The organism is Corallococcus carmarthensis (assembly GCF_003611695.1).
Lineage (GTDB): Bacteria > Myxococcota > Myxococcia > Myxococcales > Myxococcaceae > Corallococcus > Corallococcus carmarthensis.
Genome location: NZ_RAWE01000016.1, coordinates 40,199 through 58,443 on the forward strand (window position 1 = coordinate 40,199; position 18,245 = coordinate 58,443).

Annotated in this window: 13 protein-coding genes; 6 read left to right on the forward strand and 7 right to left on the reverse strand. The window is 70.8% G+C overall.

The genetic code is table 11. The annotated features are described in order from the left end of the window. Positions 1-103: 103 nt before the first annotated feature. Entirely contained in the window at positions 104-1,486 is a 1,383-nt protein-coding gene (locus D7X32_RS07235) for a hypothetical protein (RefSeq protein WP_120601771.1), read from the reverse strand. Between the two features lie 232 nt (positions 1,487-1,718). Here D7X32_RS07235 and D7X32_RS07240 point away from each other — a divergent pair, with 232 nt between their 5' ends. Both D7X32_RS07240 and D7X32_RS07245 read left to right on the forward strand, forming a co-directional pair. Next, complete coding sequence (locus D7X32_RS07240; protein WP_120601772.1) at positions 1,719-2,546, forward strand: hypothetical protein; 828 nt, start codon at positions 1,719-1,721, stop codon at positions 2,544-2,546. Then, positions 2,543-5,038 (forward strand): Kelch repeat-containing protein, encoded by a 2,496-nt coding sequence (locus tag D7X32_RS07245; protein WP_244238889.1) that lies wholly within the window; start codon positions 2,543-2,545, stop codon positions 5,036-5,038. The genes D7X32_RS07240 and D7X32_RS07245 overlap by 4 nt, the downstream gene beginning before the upstream one ends. A 77-nt stretch (positions 5,039-5,115) precedes the next feature. On the opposite strand, the gene D7X32_RS07250 is transcribed toward D7X32_RS07245, so the two are convergent. Further along, positions 5,116-6,345 (reverse strand): S8 family serine peptidase, encoded by a 1,230-nt coding sequence (locus D7X32_RS07250; protein WP_120601773.1) that lies wholly within the window; start codon positions 6,343-6,345, stop codon positions 5,116-5,118. 99 nt (positions 6,346-6,444) lie between these two features. On the opposite strand from D7X32_RS07250, the gene D7X32_RS07255 reads away from it, so the two are divergent. Beyond that, positions 6,445-7,122, forward strand: coding sequence for an O-methyltransferase (locus D7X32_RS07255; protein WP_120601774.1), 678 nt, complete (start codon positions 6,445-6,447; stop codon positions 7,120-7,122). On the opposite strand, the gene D7X32_RS07260 is transcribed toward D7X32_RS07255, so the two are convergent. The 4 genes from D7X32_RS07260 to D7X32_RS07275 all read right to left on the reverse strand — a co-directional run bounded on the left by D7X32_RS07260 (position 7,103) and on the right by D7X32_RS07275 (position 13,605). Beyond that, entirely contained in the window at positions 7,103-8,026 is a 924-nt protein-coding gene (locus tag D7X32_RS07260; protein ID WP_120601775.1) for a LysR family transcriptional regulator, read from the reverse strand. The two genes, D7X32_RS07255 and D7X32_RS07260, sit on opposite strands and share 20 nt — an antisense overlap. 42 nt (positions 8,027-8,068) lie before the next feature. Further along, the gene (locus D7X32_RS07265) at positions 8,069-8,740 is read right to left on the reverse strand and encodes an O-methyltransferase (RefSeq protein ID WP_120601776.1); all 672 of its coding nucleotides are present in this window, start codon (positions 8,738-8,740) and stop codon (positions 8,069-8,071) included. Positions 8,741-8,824: 84 nt separating this feature from the next. Further along, positions 8,825-10,981 carry a M13 family metallopeptidase gene (locus D7X32_RS07270; protein ID WP_120601777.1) on the reverse strand — a complete coding sequence of 719 codons (2,157 nt, stop codon included), beginning with the start codon at positions 10,979-10,981 and terminating at the stop codon, positions 8,825-8,827. A 158-nt stretch (positions 10,982-11,139) separates the two neighbouring features. Beyond that, a complete protein-coding gene (locus tag D7X32_RS07275; RefSeq protein ID WP_244238890.1) occupies positions 11,140-13,605 on the reverse strand; it encodes a PQQ-dependent sugar dehydrogenase in 2,466 nt (821 codons plus the stop codon). Between the two features lie 121 nt (positions 13,606-13,726). On the opposite strand from D7X32_RS07275, the gene D7X32_RS07280 reads away from it, so the two are divergent. The 3 genes from D7X32_RS07280 to D7X32_RS07290 all read left to right on the forward strand — a co-directional run bounded on the left by D7X32_RS07280 (position 13,727) and on the right by D7X32_RS07290 (position 17,778). Beyond that, positions 13,727-14,356, forward strand: a complete 630-nt coding sequence (locus D7X32_RS07280; RefSeq protein ID WP_120601778.1) for a GNAT family N-acetyltransferase — start codon at positions 13,727-13,729, stop codon at positions 14,354-14,356. 167 nt (positions 14,357-14,523) lie between these two features. Continuing rightward, on the forward strand, positions 14,524-16,083 hold the full coding sequence (locus tag D7X32_RS07285; protein WP_244238891.1) for a CocE/NonD family hydrolase: 1,560 nt from the start codon (positions 14,524-14,526) through the stop codon (positions 16,081-16,083). 87 nt (positions 16,084-16,170) lie between these two features. Continuing rightward, entirely contained in the window at positions 16,171-17,778 is a 1,608-nt protein-coding gene (locus D7X32_RS07290) for a DUF2339 domain-containing protein (protein ID WP_120601780.1), read from the forward strand. A gap of 24 nt (positions 17,779-17,802) precedes the next feature. On the opposite strand, the gene D7X32_RS07295 is transcribed toward D7X32_RS07290, so the two are convergent. Further along, complete coding sequence (locus D7X32_RS07295) at positions 17,803-18,234, reverse strand: excinuclease ATPase subunit (RefSeq protein WP_120601781.1); 432 nt, start codon at positions 18,232-18,234, stop codon at positions 17,803-17,805. Positions 18,235-18,245 lie beyond the last annotated feature (11 nt).

Consider the following 18,245-nt stretch of genomic DNA (forward strand, 5'->3'; position numbering starts at 1 on the left):
CCACCGTAGCAGCCGTGAGGCCAGGGGCCCTGGAACGACTTCCGGGCCCACACCCGCCATGTGCATGGCGAGGGGGCCCGGACGGATGCAGCGAGGCGAAGGGCTATTCGAAGGTCCAGGCGAGGCGGCCCTGGCCCGGGCCGATGCGGGTGTTGCCGGCCGCGATGTCGCTGCCGCGCACCCAGCCCGTCCTGCCGTCCATGGGGTCGGTGACCAGGTACTCGCGGTTGGCACCCTGGCCGCGCGCGTCGGACATCACCATCGCGTGGCCGCCGCCGCCGTTCCAGAGGACGGCGAAGGGCACGTCCACGCCGTCGCGCAGCAGCCGGTCCGCGCGGTCCAGCGCGCCCTGCCGCGCCTGGGGCGTGTCGGCGATCGTCTGGGTGGCGTAGGTGCGGTTGCTGTTGGGGCTGACGCCCCGGTTGAACATGTCCCGCATGGCGTCCGGAGAGACGCCCAGGCTGTCTCCGGTGCCGCCCTGGCGGGGCCGCGCGATGCCGTTCCCGCGCTCCAGCACGCGCCGCTGCTCGCGGCCGATGTTCGTGTTCGCATCCAGGCTGTGGATGGGCTCGCGGTGCATCCGGCGCGCGTAGATGGGGTCCGCGTCCGCGTGGGCGATCTGCGCCGCCGTGGGGGCGCACGAGTCGTCGAAGCGCTGCTGGAGCGCGCGCGAGCCCGCGTTCACGTCGATGGCGGTGGACTGGTCGATGAGCGTCTGTCGCGGGGTGCCCGCGATGTCCCGCCCGAAGCGCGCCACGTCGTCCATCTCCCGGGTCGTGTCCCCGAAGGCGTTGCGCACGCGGTCCAGGACGCCGGGCGACGCCAGCTCCTGGTTGCGCGCACCCACGGCCTTGAGGATGAGCGCGCGCTCCGTCTGCACGTCCGCGTTGGGCACCGGCTGGCCGTCGCGCGTGCCCGCGTTGCGCAGGGTGCCCTGGAGCGCGGTGAAGTCCTCGCCCGTCATGCCCACGATGGCGCTCGCCGCGGCCCGTGCCTGGGCCGGGCCCAGGATGCCTTCCTGGCCGGCGGCGCCGGTGCCGCGAGGCTCCGCCACACCGCGCGTCAGCGTCTCCACTGTGTCCACGCTCAGCCGGGCCGGACGCGCGGCCTGCATCGCGGACAGGTCCAGGTACGTGCGCGTGGCGCGGTCCGCGTTGGGCGTGTTGAGGACGTGCTGGTTCAGGAACTGCGTGGCGCGCGCGCGCTCGGGCGCGGGCATCGTGGAGAGGCGGGCCTGGAGGGCGGTGTTGGTCTCCGGCTGCAGCGGCTCCGCGCGCGTGCTGGCGGCGCGCGCGGCCGGCTGCGTGGTGGCGGGAGGCGTCGCGCGCTGCGCCCCGCCCCGGCGTCCAATCTCACCGGCGTCCGCCTGGAAGGTGTCGTTGGTGGCGTAGCCCCGCGCCGGAGCAATGGGCGCGCGCGGCGCGACGGGCTGCGCATCGGGCAGGCGCGTCTGCGGGACACCAGCGGACGGAATGCGGACGGTCACGGACTTCCCCCTCAACGTGAAGCAATGGCTCCCGGATTGTCTCACGGCACCCCGGGGAAGTTGCGTCTGAAGCGGAAAAAACCTCTTTCCCTGTGTGTGTTGAAGGCCTACCCGGAGGGGACAGGGATTCACGAACAGTGCGTGTCAGCGCCTGTAGAGTCGGGGTTCGCGACGACCGGGGGACTTCATGCGCGATCAGGAACGGGGCTTCAGGCTCCAGGTACGAAGAGGTGTGCGTGCGGCCGTGGGCTGCTGGCTGCTGGTGGCGGGCTTCGTGCTGGTTCCCTCCGGTGCGCGGGCCCAGGAGCCGGGGCCCTTCCAGACGTATGTGATTGCGGCGCGTCAGCTCTACGACGAGCTCGAATACGAACGCGCGCTGGCGGAGCTGTCCCGCGCCAGGCGGTATTCGTCGGGGGAGGCGGACGACGTGCTCCTGTCGCTCTACGAAGGCGTCATCCTGGCGGACCTGGGCAGGACGGAGTCGTCCAGCGCGGCCTTCCGGGTGGGGCTCCTGCTCCAGCCCGGGGCGGAGCTGCCGTTGAAGGTCTCGCCCAAGGTGGAGCAGCGCTTCGAGACCGTGCGCCAGCAGGTGTTGCGCGAGCTGGCGAAGCAGGAGGTTCGCGGCGACGTGGCGCGAGTGCCTCCTCCTCCCGTGTCCACCGCGCCTCCAGGGCCCGTCGCGGTGGTGGAGTCGCAGGCTCCGGCCGTGGCTCCCGCGCCGGAGGTCTCCACGCGGTCGAGCGTTCGCGGCCGCGCGTGGATTCCCGCGACGGTGGGCGGGGTGCTGCTGGTGGGCGGTGGGGTGTCCTATCTCCAGGCCCGTGGTGAGCGCTCCCGGTTGCGAAGTGACGACGTCAGCCTCGCGACCTCCCAGGACGTGGACCGGAGCGTGTCGCGGGGGAAGGCATTCCAGACGGTGGGCCTGGTTCTCGCGGGGGCGGGCGTGGCGGGGCTGGGGCTCTCCGCGGGCATGTACCTGCTGGGCGGGCCTCCAGAGAAGGTGGGCATCCAACTGGGGACGGATGGGACGTCCGCCTTCGTGTCCGGGAGGTGGCCGTGAACTCGCGCGCACTTCGCATCCTCTGGGTGGGCGGGCTGCTGGCCGCGCTCTGCGGCTGCACCGACTTCGATCAGGAGGGACGTGAGTTCTGCCTGCGCAATCCGGAGCGCTGCGGCGCGCAGGCGCCCGACGCGGGGGGAAATGGCGACGCGGGAGACGGTCAGGACGCGGGCACCGACGACGCAGGAACCGGTGACGCGGGGACGTCGCGGCCTCCGCTGTTCCTGGAGGCTCCCGCGGCCTCCCACTACGTGGAGGGCGGGGGACGGCTCACCTTCCGCGTTGCCGCGCAGGACCCGCAGGGCAGCGCGCTGCGCTTCTCCTGGACCGCGAACGTCGGGACGCAGGGCGCCGCGCAGGAGACGGCCACCACCAGCCAGATTGTCTGGACGGCGCCGCAGTGCCTGGAGCCCGGGGTCGTCGCGTCGTTCACCGTGACCGTCACCAATGCCCTGGACCTGTCGGCCGTGGCGTCGTTCGTCGCCGTCGGCATGCCGGACTGCCCTACGTGGCGACCGACGGGAACTCTGTCGAGGGGCCGATCGTCCCACACCGCCACGGTGCTGTTGTCGGGCCAGGTGCTGGTGACGGGACATTCGAGTAGCACCGTCACGGAGTTGTTCGATCCCGTGACACGGACGTGGCTCTCCACATGGACCATGACCCGGGCTCGCCAGTCGCACACCGCGACACTTCTGCCATCAGGCAAGGTGCTGGTGACGGGAGGCGACGGGGGCGGCTCCTCTACCGCCTCGGCGGAGCTGTACGACCCCAGCACGGGCACCTGGAGCGCCACGGGCTCCATGTCCACCGTCCGCTTCAATCACGCGGCGGTCCTGCTGCCGTCGGGCAAGGTGCTGGTGTCGGGCGGCTACGCCTCGGGAGCGGGCATCGCCACGGCGGAGGTGTATGACCCCGCCACGGAAACCTGGAGCGCCACTGGCAGCATGGCGGGGGGCCGCTCCCTGCACGCGCTTACGGTGCTGCCGTCGGGCAAGGTGCTGGTGACGGGGGGCTTCACCATGAGCGGCTCCCGTGCGGTGTCCGAGCTCTACGACCCGGCGACGGGCACCTGGAGCGTTACGGGCAGCCTGGCCTCGGATCGCTATCTCCACACGGTCACGCTGCTGCCGTCCGGCAAGGTGCTGACCGTGGGAGGCCGCAGCTTCGGCGCCGCGCTCGCCAACGCGGAACTCTACGACCCGGCGAAGGGCACGTGGACGGCGACGGGCGGTCTGGACACGACCCTCGTCAACGCCACCGCGACGTTGCTGTTGTCGGGCAAGGTGCTGCTCGCTGGAGGTCTGGCGGGAGGGAAGACCGACGTCACGGCGCGGCTCTACGACCCGGCGACCGGGACCTGGACCTCCACGGTCGGGCTGACCGCGCAGCGCTACAATCACGTTGCCGTCCTGCTCAGGTCTGGCCGGGTGCTGGTGACGGGAGGCACGGATGGCTTGACGTCGGACCTCGCCACCGCGGAGGTCTACTCGCCGGGCACGGGTGCCTGGAGCGCCACGGGCGCGCTGGCCACGGGCCGCGCCTCACATTCGGCCACGTTGCTGCCTTCGGGAGACGTTCTCGTCGCGGGGGGCTTCTCGGGCACGGCCCCCGTGGCCACGGCGGAGCGGTTCAGCCTGAAGAACGAAAGCTGGATGCCCACGGGGGGGATGAGCGTCTCCCGCTCGTTGTTCGTGGCCACGTTGCTGCCGTCGGGCCAGGTGCTGGTGACAGGCGGGAGTACCGACAAGGGACCGTCGGCCACGACGGAGCTGTACGACCCCACGACCGGCACATGGTCCACCACGGAGCGCCTCTCCGCGGCTCGTTCGGGGCACACTGCGACGCTGCTGCCGTCGGGCCGGGTGCTGGTGGTGGGCGGCAGTGACACCCTCCGCGCCACGGAGCTGTACGACCCCGCGACCGGTGTCTGGTCCACCAGCGGAAGCCTGTCCACCGCCCGTTCGGGGCACACTGCGACGCTGTTGCCGTCGGGCCGGGTGCTGGTGACGGGCGGAGACGGGAGCATCGGTCCCGTCACCACGGCGGAACTGTATGACCCGGCGGCGGGCACCTGGTCCTCCACCGGGAGCATGGCGTCCGCCCGCTCGGGACATACGGCGACGCTGCTCCCGACGGGCCGGGTGTTGGTGACGGGGGGCTCGGACGGTTCAGTCCTGCTCGCCACGGCGGAGCTGTTCGACCCCGGCACGGGCACCTGGGCGTCCACCGGACGGATGTCCGAGGCTCGCGGCTCCCATACGGCCACGCTGCTTCCGTCCGGCCGGGTGCTGGTGACGGGGGGCGGCGGTGGGAGCCAGGTCCCCCTGGCCACCGCGGAGGTCTATGACCCGGACCTGCGCGTCTGGCGAGCCACCGGCGGGCTGGAGGTGGTCCGCAGCGGCCACGCGGCGACACTGCTGCCGACGGGCCGGGTGCTGGTGACGGGCGGCGACGGGATTTCGCGCGTCACGGAGGTCTTCACCCCCTGAAGCGATGAAAGACAACGGGCCGGGCGCGCACGCAGCGCACCCGGCCCGGAAGAAGGCATGCGGTCTTCGGAGAGGCTTCAGCGCGAGGCGACGGCCTGCGTCTGCGGCTTGGGCTCCACGGTGGCCTTGGCGGCGTCGATGGCGGCCTGGATGTCCAGCTTGCCGCCGGTGATGACCTTGCCCTTGAGGTCCGGGTCCTGCTCCACCGTCTTGAGGATGAGGTCGCGCACCTGCACGGCCGTCAGGTCCGGGTTCTCCGCGAACATGCGCGCGGCGGTGGCGGCCACGGTGGGCGTGGCCATGGAGGTGCCGCTCATCTCCTCCCAGTCATTGCCGGGCACGGTGCTGAGCACGTCCTCGCCCACGGCGGCCAGGTCCACCACCTTGTCGCCGTGCGACGAGAAGCGGGCCAGCTTGTCGTTGTTGCGGTCCATGGACGCCACGGTGAGGACGTTGGGCAGGTCCACGTTGGCCGGCATGTCCGGCACGTTGTTCATGTTGCTGCCGTTGCCGTTGGCCGTCGCGGCGACGAGCAGGATGTCCGCGTCCGCCAGCTTCTGGATGGCGGCCTCCCAGCGCTTCTGGGACGCGGCGTCGCGGTAGGAATCCCCGAAGCTCGCGTTCGCGGCGCGGATGTTCACGCCGTGCTCGGTCTTCATCTTCACCAGGTAGTCCACCGAGCGCTCGAAGTTGGTGAGCAGGTCCGCGCCGTCGTACAGGCCGCCCACGCTCAAGATCTTCGCCTTGCCCGCGGCGATGCCGGTGTTGCCCTCGCCGTTGTCCTCGGCGGCGATGATGCCCGCCACGTGCGTGCCGTGGTCCGTGCCCTCGCCCTTGAACGGGTCGCCCTTGCCGGTGCCCACGTTGAAGCCGTGGATGTCGTCCGCGATGCCGTTCTTGTCGTTGTCGATGCCGTCCCCGTCGATTTCACCGGGGTTCGTCCACATCGCGTCGTCCAGGTCGGTGTGCTTGAAGTCCACGCCGCCGTCGATGACCGCGATGACCGGCTCGCCCGTGAGCTTGGGCTTCGGCTGCGACGGATCCACCTGCTTCGCGTCGACGACCTTGTTCGCGCCCGGCTTCACCGCGACGTTGGCGCCGCCGAACGTGAAGGCCGACGCCGGCACGCTGGCGCCCGGAGTCGTGGGGCGGCCCGTCGGGCGGTCCACGAAGTTGGTCGGCCGCGCACCCTGGGTGTCGAAGCCGTCACGCACCGTCAGGGGCTTCGCCTTCGGCCCCTGGGCGCGAGAGGTCTCCGTGCGGGCCGTGGGGGCGATGGAGGCGGGCGACTTGCGGTTGATTTCCATGGTGTTCCTCCGTGGGGGAAGGCGGAGATGCCTACTGACTCCTACATTGTCGCATCGCGCTATTTTAAGTTTCGCCTCAATGGTTTTTTGGGAGGACGCATGAGCCAGGAGCAGTGGACCGCTGTCGACCGCTACATCACCGACCACATGGTGGCGCCGGACGCCGCGCTGGACGCGGCCCTGGAGGCGAGCGCGAAGGCGGGGCTGCCCGCCATCAACGTGGCGCCGAACCAGGGCAAGCTGCTGATGCTCCTGGCCCAGCTGCATGGCGCGAAGCGCATCCTGGAGGTGGGCACGCTGGGGGGCTACAGCACGCTGTGGCTCGCGCGGGCGCTGCCGCCGGGAGGCCGCATCATCACGCTGGAGGCGGTGCCGAAGCACGCGGAGGTGGCGCGGGAGAACATCGCCCGCGCGGGCCTGTCCGGCGTGGTGGAGGTGCGGCTGGGCAACGCGGTGGACACGCTCGCCCAGCTGGAGAAGGAGGGGCAGGCGCCGTTCGACCTGACCTTCATCGACGCGGACAAGGTGCGCACGGCGGAGTACTTCGCGTGGGCGCTCAAGCTGTCGCGCAAGGGCAGCGTCATCCTCACGGACAACGTCGTGCGCAAGGGCGGCATCGTGGACGCGGACAGCCCCGACGCGAACGTCCAGGGCATGCGCCGCTTCTATGAGGCCGTGGCCGCCGAGCCTCGCGTGAGCGCCACCGCCGTGCAGACGGTGGGCAGTAAGGGGTACGACGGCTTCGCCCTCGCGCTCGTCACGGGCGACCCGGAATAGCACCCAGGGTGGGCGCCTCGCAGAGCGCCTTCACCGTGCGCCGCAGCCAGACGTGCGCGGGGTCGCGGTCGAAGCGCGGGTGCCACGCCTGCGCGACGGCGACGCGTGGCAGGGGCAGCGGCACGGGGCGCTCCTTGACGGGCATCAGCGCGGCCACCGTGCGAGCAAACCCGCCGTTCACCACCGTGACGGCGTCCGTCCCCGCGACGAGCGCCGCCGCGGCGAGCATGTTGGGCACCACCGCCGTCACCCGGCGCGTATGGCCGTGCTTCTCCAGCACGTCGTCCAGCGGGGTGCGCAGCTTGCCCCGCCGCGACACGCCGACATGGTCGGCGCGGGCGAAGCGCTCCAGCGTCAGCCGTCCCCGGGAGAGCGGGGAGGCCCGCCCCACGAGACACATGAAGGACTCCTCGCCCAGCCGCTGCACGCGGATCTCCGGACCCAGCGCGCCCTGCACGCCGATGTCCAGGTCCACCTCGCCGTCGCGCAGGGACTCCACGTCCTCCGTCCCCTCGGGCACGAAGCGCAGCGTCACGCCGGGGGCCTCGGCGCGAGCCCGCTGGTGGAGCGCGGTGCCCAGCAGCGGGATGACGCCGTCGTTCACCCGCAGCGTCAGCGTGCGCGTCAGCTGCTCCGGCGCGGTGGGCGTTCCCGGCGCGAGCAGCGCGGTGGCATCCCGCACCACGGCGCGCACCTGCGCCTGGAGCGCCAGGGCCCGGGGCGTGGGGACCAGCCCGCGTCCGGCGCGCACCAGCACCGGGTCCCCCATGGCGGTCCGGATGCGGGTGAGCGTGCGGCTCATGGCCGGCGCGCTCAGGCCCAGCCGGTCCGCGGCGCGCGCCACGCTGCCCTCGCGCAGGAGGGCGTCGAGCGCCACGAGCAGGTTCAGATCCAGGTCCGCCATCCGGGCCATCCTAGCCGCGGGCCGCCTCCCAGCTACGGGCCGTCAGGCGGCGCGCACGGCGAAGAGGCAGTCGTCGTCCTCCCAGGGCAGGGGAATGGTGACGTAGCCGTGCTCCGGCCGCGCCAGGTGCGCCGCGAACTCCGGGCTCATCTTCACGTTGTCCGCGACCAGGATGGCGCCGGGCGCGAGCTTCGGCTCCAGCAGCCGCAAGAGCGGCAGGTACAGCGGCTTCGCGCCGTCGAAGAGCACCAGGTCGATGCCGTCCGGCACGTCCGTGCGCAGCGTCTCCAGCGCGTCGCCCACGCGGAACTCCACCAGGTCCACCAGCCCCGCCTGCGTGAGGTGCTCCTTCGCCCGGCGCACCTTGGAGGCCTCGTACTCCGTGGTGATGATCCGGCCGCCGCCGCCGTCGCGCAGCGCCGCCGCCAGGTGCACCGTGGAGATGCCGAAGGACGTACCGAACTCCACCACCGTGCGGGCGCGGCGCGCGCGGGCGAGCGCGTAGAGCAGCCGGCCCAGCTCCTCCGACACCGGCAGGTACGCCTCCGCGACGCTCGCGTAGAAGGCGCGCGGGTCGTGGTTCAGCGTGGCCCTGCGCTGTTCGGGAGGAAGGGCGCTGAAGGGCGCGAGCACGGCGGCGTCCGTCTTCCGTGCGTCCGCGAAGAGGTGGGCGAGCAGCGAGGCGACAGGGGGCGAATGAAGGGTCGTGGTCATGCCCCCACCGTGCGCCCGCGCCCCGCCTGGCACCAGTGCACCGGACGCACGGCCTTCGTGCGCCCGGCGCAGGTGGGGCTTCGACTACCAGACCTTCACGCGCTGCTCCGGCTTCAGGTAGAGGCCCTGGCCGGGCTTCACGTCGAACGCCGGGTACCACGCGTCCAGGTTGCGCACGGTGGCCGCGCGGAACATGCCGGGCGAGTGGCCATCCGTCACGAGCAGCCGGCGCAGCAGCGGCTCGCGGAACTTGTTGCGCCACGCCTGCGCGAAGCCCAGGAAGAAGCGCTGCTCGCCCGTGAAGCCGTCCAGCGTGGGCGCGGGCTGGCCCTCCAGGGACATCACGTAGGCGTCATGCGCGATGGAGACGCCGGCCACGTCGGCGATGTTCTCGCCCAGCGTCAGCTCGCCGTTCACGTTCATGTCGGGCAGGGGCTTGTACGCGTCGTACTGGGCGGCCAGCGCCTTGCCCGCGGCCTTGAACTGCTCCAGGTCCTTGGGCGTCCACCAGTTGGACAGCTTGCCCTTCGCGTCGAACTGCGCGCCCACGTCGTCGAAGCTGTGGACGATTTCGTGGCCGATGACGGAGCCGATGCCCGCGTAGTTCACGGCGGGGTCCGCGTTCGGGTCGAAGAAGGGCGGCTGGAGGATGGCGGCCGGGAAGATGATGGAGTTCTGCTGCGGCGAATTGAGCGCGTTGACCTCCTGGGGCGCCATGAACCACTCCTTGCGGTCCACGGGCTTGCCCAGCTTGGCCAGGTTGCGCTTGTGCTCGAAGAGCTCCGAGCGCTCCTCGTTGCCGAAGGCGTCTCCCTTGACGATCTCCAGGCCGGAGTAGTCACGCCAGGTGTCCGGGTGGCCGATGCCCACCTGCACCGTGCCCAGCTTCTCCTTGGCGCGGGCCTTGGTCTCCGGCGACATCCACGCGAGCGCGTCGATGTGGCGGCCCAGCGCGGCCAGGATGTTGCGCACCATCACGTCCGCCTCGGCCTTGGCGGCCGGCGGGAAGTGCTTGTCCACGTAGCGCTTGCCCACGGCCTCGCCCATGGCGCCGTTGGTGAAGTCCACGCCGCGCTTCCAGCGCGGGCGCAGCTGCTGCGCGCCGGACATGGTGCGGCCGTTGAAGTCGAAGCTCGCGTCCACGAAGGGCTTGGACAGGACCGAGGCGCCGCGCAGGATGGCGTGGAAGGCCAGGTAGTCCTTCCAGGTCTGGAGGGGCTCGCTGCCCACGAGCTTCGCGATGCCGGTGATGGCGCTGGGCTGCCAGGCGATGAAGTCCTTCTGGGACGTCAGGCCCGCGCTCGCGAAGTACGCGGCCCAGTCCATCCCGGGCGCCTTCTTCGCGAAGTCCGCCTGCTTCCAGGGGTTGTTCACCTTGGCCACGTCCTGCGTGTCCTGGGCCGCCCAGTGGGCCTGGGCGATCTTCTTCTCCAGTCCGAAGATGGCGCCCGCCTTGGCTTCCGCGCCGGGGATGCCGGCGTTCTTCAGCTGGGTGGCGATGTGCTGCTGATACTTCTCCCGCACCTCTTTGAAGCGCGGCGTGTCCTTCAGATAGAAGTCGCGGTCCGGCAGGCCCAGGCCGCCCTGGAGGAGGTAGGCGGCGTAGCGGCTGGGGTCGTTCAGGTCCTCCGCCACCCACAGGCCCAGCAGGCGCTCCGTGGTGGCCTGCCCGGTGTTGAGCGGATCCACGTCACTGCGCAGCGTGGTGCCCAGCAACGAGGCCAGGTCCTTGCGGTTGGCGACGGCCGCGATGCGGTCCAGCTCCGGCTTGAGCGGCGTGGCGCCGCGGGCCTCGATGGCGGCCTCGTCGATGAAGCTGGCGTAGTAGTCCCCCAGCTTGCGCTCCTCGCTGCCGGCGGGGGCGTCCGACTTCGCGGCGGCCTCCAGCAACTCGCGCGTCTGCTGCGAGGCGTCGTCGGACAGCCGCGAGAACATGCCGTAGGAGGAGCGGTCCGGAGGAATCTCCGTGGTGTCCGCCCACTTGCCGTTGACGTAGCGATAGAAGTCGTCGCCGGGGGCCACGGAGGTGTCCATGCCCGGCGTGTCGACGCCAAAGCTCCCGTAGTGCGGCTTGGGCGCGGCGGGGGCCGTGGGCGCCGGGGCAGGGGTGGCGGCGGCCTGCGCCGGCGGCGGGGACTTCTCCGCGGGCGAAGTGGAGGCGCACGCGGTGATGAGCGCGGACGCGCAGACGCCGAGCGTCATGCGCGCGGCGCCAAACGGCGGTCTGGAACGGAACGACATGGAAGCTCCTGGATGTGCCCGAACGGGGTGGCGCACTCTGGCGCACGCGGGCGCATCGCCAACAGCGCAAACGGCGGTTTCATCCCAGCCATTGCGTTCCAGACGCTGGGTCCGGGGTAGAGCCCCGGGACAATGGCGCGCCGCGCTGTCCTCCGGGCTCAGCGGGTCCAGCGGAGCCCGGCCACGGCATCGCCCCCGTGTTCGTAGTACTCCATGACCACGGTGTGCTCTCCGGCGGTCATCCAGCGGCCCACGACGAAGCTCATGGCCGACTGGTCCCTCCACTCATCGATGATGCGAGAGCCGTCCACGAACACGCGGACGCCGTCATCCGCCTGGGCGAGGAAGAAGTACAGGCTCGACGCGAAGTAGAACCGCCCCGTCCAGCGCACGGAGAAGTCGTCGGGCCCCACCTCCGGCACGGGGCTGCCCGTGGCCCAGAAGTTATTGAGCGGCGCCCCTTCGCAGCGCACCCGCGCCGGGGAGCCCTCCAGGTCCCGGTTGCCGAAGTACTCCGCCCGGTACTGTCCAACCGGGCACTCCGTGGGGGCGACGGCCTCGAAGAACGCCGTGTAGCTGGCGTCGCTCGAACCGGCCTGGATGACGTGCGCCGCGGCCCCGCCGTCCGACCACTCGCGGAACTCGAAGACACCTTGGGGCGACGGAGCGATCAGGGTGTGCGTGGAGCCGACGATGACCGGGCGGACCCGGGGCGACGGCCCGCTCGTGCCGTCGAACACCAGCTCCAGCCCCGGCGGTGACGTCTGGAGGGTCACCTGCACGAGCTGCGGGTCCAGGGTGATCATCCAACTGCTCGTCAGCCCCGTCGAGTTCATCGCGGTCAGCTTGATGTCGAAGTGCACCTCGTCACCATGGTCCGGGACGGTGAAGGACCCGGTCGCACCCGTGCTCGTGGAGTACGGATGGGTATGGCAGCTGCCCGAGGTGCAGTGGCGCAGGGTGATGGTCCACCTCAGCCGGTCGCCAGGAATGGGGCCCTCGTTGGGGTCGACCGCCGAGCCCGAGTAGGTCACCACGTCGCCGACCTTGAAGCGGTACGTCTGCGAGGGCGAGTGGATGGTCACGACCGGCAGCGCGTTGCCCACGGTGACGCTTACGGCGGCGGAGTGGCTGCCGCCGCGCCCATCGCTGACGGTCAGCCGGGCCACGTAGAAGCCGGTCACGGCATACGTGTGCTCCGGGCCGGGCAGCGTCGACACGGGGGTGCCGTCCCCGAAGTCCCAGCGGTACTGGAGCGCGTCACCGTCCGCGTCGTTCGAGCCCGCGCTGGAGAAGCGCACGAGCAGGGGCGGCTGACCCCTGCGAGGTGTCGCCGACGCCACGGCCACGGGCGGCGTGTTGCCCTCCGTGTAGCGGATGCGGCGCAGCTCACCCGCGAGGATGTCCACGAAGAAGAGGTTGGAGTCCGGCCCGATGCCGAGCTCCACCAGCCCGCCCACCCCGGTCGCGAACGACGTCACGCTGTCGGGCACGAGCTGATCATTCGCATCCACCCGCAGGGAGCGGATCCACTGCTGGCTGTAGTCGCCGAAGAAGTAGGCGCCCCGCCACGTCTCTGGGTACGCCATGCCCGTGTAGAAGCCGCCGCCCGTGGCCGTCTGGCCCACGCCGTGGTCCCAGACGTACAGCGGAGGCCGCACCGCGCCGGGCCCTCGTGCATAGAGGGCCTGGCAGACGGCTTTGGGTTCATAGCCGCTCTGGCGGAAGGGGCCCTCGTAGCAGGGCCAGCCCAGGTTCGCCCCCGGGAGCGCGACGTTGATCTCCTCGTAGGTGTTCCAGCCGACGTCGCCCAGGTAGGGCGTGGAGGTGCCCGGGCGCAGGCTGAAGCGATAGGGATTGCGCAGCCCCAGCGCCCACACCTTGGAGCGGTTGGCCCGGGCATCCCCGTTCCAGAACGGGTTCGAGGCCACGCCCTCGCCGGAGCGGGTGATGTGCAGCACCTTGCCCGCGAGCGAGTCCAGACTCTGCGCCCGCAGGGCGTCGTCGTCGACCGCGTCGAAGCGGGCGCCGTCTCCTGACGTCACGAAGAGGGTGCCGTCCGGCGCGAAGCGGAGGGTGCCCACGGAGTGCGACTCGCTGTCCGAGGGAATGCAATCCGCGCCCGCGGGAAAGTCATTGCAGGAGTTGCCCACCACGGTGCCGAGCAGCACGACCTCGCTCGCGGGCGAAGCCATGTCCCCCTGGGCGGTGTAGCGCGCCAGCCGCGCCGTCTTGGGCCCGGCGTCATCCGTGTCATCGTCGTCGTAGGTGTAGAGCAGGTAGACGAAGCCATTGGTGGCGAAGTCGGGATCCACCGCGAGCCCCAGCAGCCCGCGATCATGGTGCGAGTTCACCCGCCCGCGGATGTCGAGGAAAGCCACGGGCTGGAGGACGCCGTGCTTGAAGAGCCGGACCACCCCTGCCTTCTCCGCGATGAGGAGGCTCCCATCGGGAAGGCTCGCGAACGTCGTCGGGTATTGCAGGCCCGTGACCACGGGCTCGGAGGAGAAGCCTGCTGGCAGGGTGAGGGGCGCCAGGGGCTGGGCTCCGGCCCCTGGCCACCCTCCCAGACACAGCGCGAACAGGACAGCGAGGAACGGCGGACAGCGTCGCAGTGACAGCATGAAAGCGTCCCTCCAGTGCGGGAGCGTCCGGGATGCGGGAAGCTGGCACTTCAGTTCCCCCTGGCCATCTGTCCCCCAGGGATCGGTTACGGTCAGGGATTGAGCCATTCAAGGGGGACGCATGACTCCGTCCGCATTCCGTCCTGCATACACAGTCCAGACCGGGCACACCGTCCTCCGCTGCTGGTCACCGGCCGACGCCCCACTGGCACTCCGAGCCATCGAAGCCAGCCTGGAGCACCTGCGTCCCTGGATGGAATGGGCGAAGCGCTACCCGATGAACGTGTCGCAGCAGGCGGGGCAGCTTCGCCGGATGCGCGGACTCTTCGACCTGGGGCAGGACTTCGCCTATGGCGTGTTCAGCCGCGACGGCACCGAGGTCCTCGGCGGCACGGGCCTGCATCCCCGGGTGGGGGAGGGTGCACTGGAGATTGGATACTGGATCGCGGAGCGCCACACCGGCCGGGGGCTCGCGACGGAGATCGCCGGAGCGCTCACCCGCGTCGCGTTCGAACTGGAGGGCGTGCGCCGGGTGGAGATCCATTGCGACCCCCGCAACGTCCGCAGCGCCGCGGTCGCCCGGAGGCTGGGTTTCACCCATGAAGCCACGTTGCGACAGCGGCTCGTCGCGCCCGACGGCGCGCTTCGGGACACGATGATCTGGACGTTGCTCTCCGGCGAGTACCCCGCCAGCCGTGCCGCCGCGACCGTCGTCGAGGCCTTCGACGTGCTGGAACAGAAGCTGCTTTGAGATAACAAACATCGCATTTGGTATGGAATGCAGTTTATTCCTGTCTATGTATTGACTCGGGAATCAACGGGTCTCAGGATGGCCGCGCTTCACTCCCCTGCCGCCCCCGAGGTGTCTCAATGACGTTGAAACTCCCTGCGTGGTGCATGCGTCTACCGGTGGTCTTGGTGTCCCTGTTGCTGCCGCTCACGGGCTCGGCCCTCCCGGTCCGGGCCACGGCCTCCAGCGCGGTGCTGGCCGCTGTTCCGACGACGGGCTTCCGGTTCGTCGACATCACCGCGAGCGACGGCACGGTGCTCAAGGCGAACTACATCGCGCCCACGACGCCCGGGCCCCATCCGGCGGTGATCTTCATCTCCAGCTGGGGGCTCAACGACCTGGAGTATCTGGCCCAGGCCAATGCGCTGGCACAGAAGGGCTACGTGGCGCTCTCCTACACGCCGCGCGGCTTCTGGGCCTCCGGCGGTGGCATTGATACGGCCGGTCCGGCGGACATCGCGGACACCACGCGCGTCATTGATTGGATGATTGCCAACACAACCGCGAATTCCTCCCGTATCGGGCTCGCGGGTGTTTCGTATGGCGCGGGCATCGCGCTCATCGCCTCGGGCTTCGACCCGCGCGTGAAGGCGGTGGCGGCGCTCTCCGGCTGGTCGGACCTGGTGGCTTCGCTGTTCGGCGGAGAGACGCGGCGTCCGCAGGCGGTGGCGCTGCTCGACCTGGCCGCGACGCTGCTGGGCCGGCCCAGCCCCGAGCTCAGCACGACCATCGACAACTACTTCGCCAACCAGAACATCGAGTCCATCAAGACCTGGGGGCGCGTGCGCTCGGCGGCCACGTACATCAGCCGGATCAACACGAACAAGCCCGCCATCCTGATGGCCAATTCGTACGGCGACAGCCTCTTCCCGCCCAACCAGCTGGTGTCGTTCTATGGCCAGCTCTCCGGGCCCAAGCGGCTGGAGTTCGCCCCGGGCGACCACGCCGTCGTGGAGGCCACGGGCCTCCTGGGACTGCCCAACCACGTCTGGACCAGCTTCGGCCGCTGGATGGACCAGTACGTCGCGGGCGTGGACACCGGCATCTCCCGCGAGGCGCCCGTCGTGCTGCGCACCTACGACGGCGACGTGGAGGGCTATGCGTCGTGGGCCGCGGTCGCCAGGAGCACGCAGCGCTACGGCCTGGGCGCCATCCGCGTGCTGGATGGCACCGGCACCCTGGGCGGCGCGCCCACGTCGGGTGGTTCGCGGGTCGTCTGGTCCGGCTTCGACACCTCCGCCGACGCGGGCGTGGCGCTCCTGACCAACGGGCTCCAGGCGCTGACGGGCATTCCTCCCGTGGTCTGGCTGCCGGGCGTCAACCGCCTCAACGCCGGAGTCTGGACGTCGTCCGTCACCACGAGCGGTATCTCCATCCGTGGCTCGGCGGCCCTGCGCGTGCGCATCACGCCTTCCACCGCGTCGGGGACGGTCGTCGCCTACCTGTATGATCTGCTCGGTGACTACGGCGGTCTCATCACCCACGTGCCCCTCACCTGGAAGGGCGCCACGCCGGGCGTGCCGCTGGACCTGGACCTGACGTTCCCCGCGACGGCGTACGACGTGCCCGTGTTGCACCGGCTGGCGCTCGTCGTCGACACGGAGGACCCGCTCTACCTGGACGCCAACACCACTGGCGCGACGGTGTCGCTCGGCGGACCGTCCTGGTTGGATCTGCCGGTGCGCTGAGTCCAGCACCCCCGTGATGGAGGGCGCTTCCGGGCGCCCTCCGTCGTTCCAGGGGGCGTGTCCTCTGTGTTAACGCTCCCGGCGTCCATGGGAACCGCCGCCTCGGAACGCACCCGCGTCGCCCTGCTCGTCCTCGCTGGCGGCGTGCTGGCCCTGCTGCTGTCGCACCACCCCGCCATCCTGTCCGGGCTGCGCCTGGTGCAGGGCGACGAGGGCGACGTTCGCTTCAACCACTACATCCTGGAGCACGGCTGGCGCTTCGTGTCCGGCGACCCGGCGCACGCGCGCTTCTGGGATCCGCCGATGTTCCACCCGGAGACCAACGTCGCCGCGTACTCCGACGTGCTGCTGGGCGTGGCGCCATTCTACTGGGTGTGGCGAGCGCTGGGGCTGGGCGCGGACCTGTCGTGGCAGGCATGGGCGCTCACCATGGCGGCGCTCAACTACGCGGCGGCGGTGTGGCTGCTCCGGCGCGGGTTCGGCCTGCGTGTCTTTCCAGCGGTGGTGGGCGCGGTGCTCTTCACGGCCGGCGCTCCGCGCATCAACCAGCTCAACCACCCGCAGCTGGAAGGGCAGTTCTTCGCGCTCCTCGCCGTGGGCGCGGTGATCGTACTGACGCGGCCGGAGACGGACCGGCGGCGCGGGATTGCCTGGGCCGCGCTGCTCGTGGGCGCGTTCGTGGCCCAGCTCTACGCGGGTTTCTACTGGGGCTGGTTCCTCTTCTTCTTCCTGCTGCTGGCTTTCATCGCCGGGCTCGCCTTCCAGGACACGCGCGGTCCGCTGCTGACGGCGCTGCGCCGCCACCTCCCGGCGCTGGTGGGCTTTGGCGTCGTGGGGCTGGCGCTGCTCGCGCCGCTCGTCCTGCATTCGCGTCAGGCCATTGGCACGGTGGGCCTGCGCACCTTCTCTGAAGTCTCACCGATGGTGCCGCGCTTCTGGAGCTGGTTCTTCGTGGGGCAGGACAGCTGGCTGTACGGGTGGACGAATGGCTTCTCCAAGTTCCAGCGCATGCCCGTGGCGTGGGAGCACCGGCTGGGCTTCGGCTTCCTGACTCCGGTGCTGGCGGGCATCGGCCTGTGGCAGGCGCGCTCGCGGCCCGCCGTGCGGCTGCTGCTCGTCGTGGCGGTGGCCACGCTGGTGCTCGCCTCGCGCTACACCGGCGGCTTCACGCCCTGGTGGCTCGTGTTCCACGGCGTGCCCGGCGCGGCGGCCATCCGGGCCCTGGCCCGCATCGGCATGTGGCTGCTGGTGCCCGCGGGCGTGGGGCTGGCCCTGTTCCTCCAGCGGCAGTGGGACTCCGGGCGCGCGGCGCTGGCGGTGGGCCTGGGCGCGCTGTGCCTGCTGGAGCAGGGGCTCACCGGCCCCTTCTATGACCGGCACGAAGCCCGCGCGGACGTGGAGGCGGTGGCCGCGCGCATCCCGCCCGGCTGTACGACGTTCTTCTACGCGCCGACGTCCGGCGAGGCCCAGGAGTGGAAGTACAACCTGGACGCCGTGTGGGCATCCGGGGAGCACGGCGTGCCCACGGTGAATGGCTACTCGGGCAACTACCCGCAGGGCTGGAAGCTCCAGGACAACCGCCGCTTCAACGCGGAGGCCTCGGCGCGCATCGACCGCGACCTGGAGGCCTGGATGCGCTCGCGGAACCTGGCGCCCGCGAGCGTCTGCCGCATCGAGATGCCGGCGCGGCGGTAGGCGCCGCCGCGCGCGGGCACCGGACTACTTCGCGATCGTGACGTAGTCGCCCTTGAGCGCGACGCCCGTGACGAAGCTGCCGGCGTGGCACTCGATTTCGGTGGCGCTCTTGCCCTCCACCTTCTTGTAGTAGCTCACGATGTGGACCACCGCGTTGGCGCCGTTCTTCTTCGCGCCCTCCTGCAGGGCGATGAGCGCGGAGAGGGCGGCCCACTTGCAGGCGTAGTCGTCCGACTTGCCCACTCCGTTGGTCTTCTTGTTCGTGGTGTCGCTGCCCAGCGTCTTCAGCACGTTGGGCGTCTTCGCGCCTTCCAGGAAGAACTTCACCGAGCCGTCCAGCTTCTCCTTGGCTTCGGGCAGGGCCATCACATCCGCCAGCTTCACCTTCGTCACGGTGTCGCGCGCCAGGGCGGGGCTCGCGGCGGTCAGGGCCAGCAACAGGAGGGCTTTCTTCATCGCGGGATCTC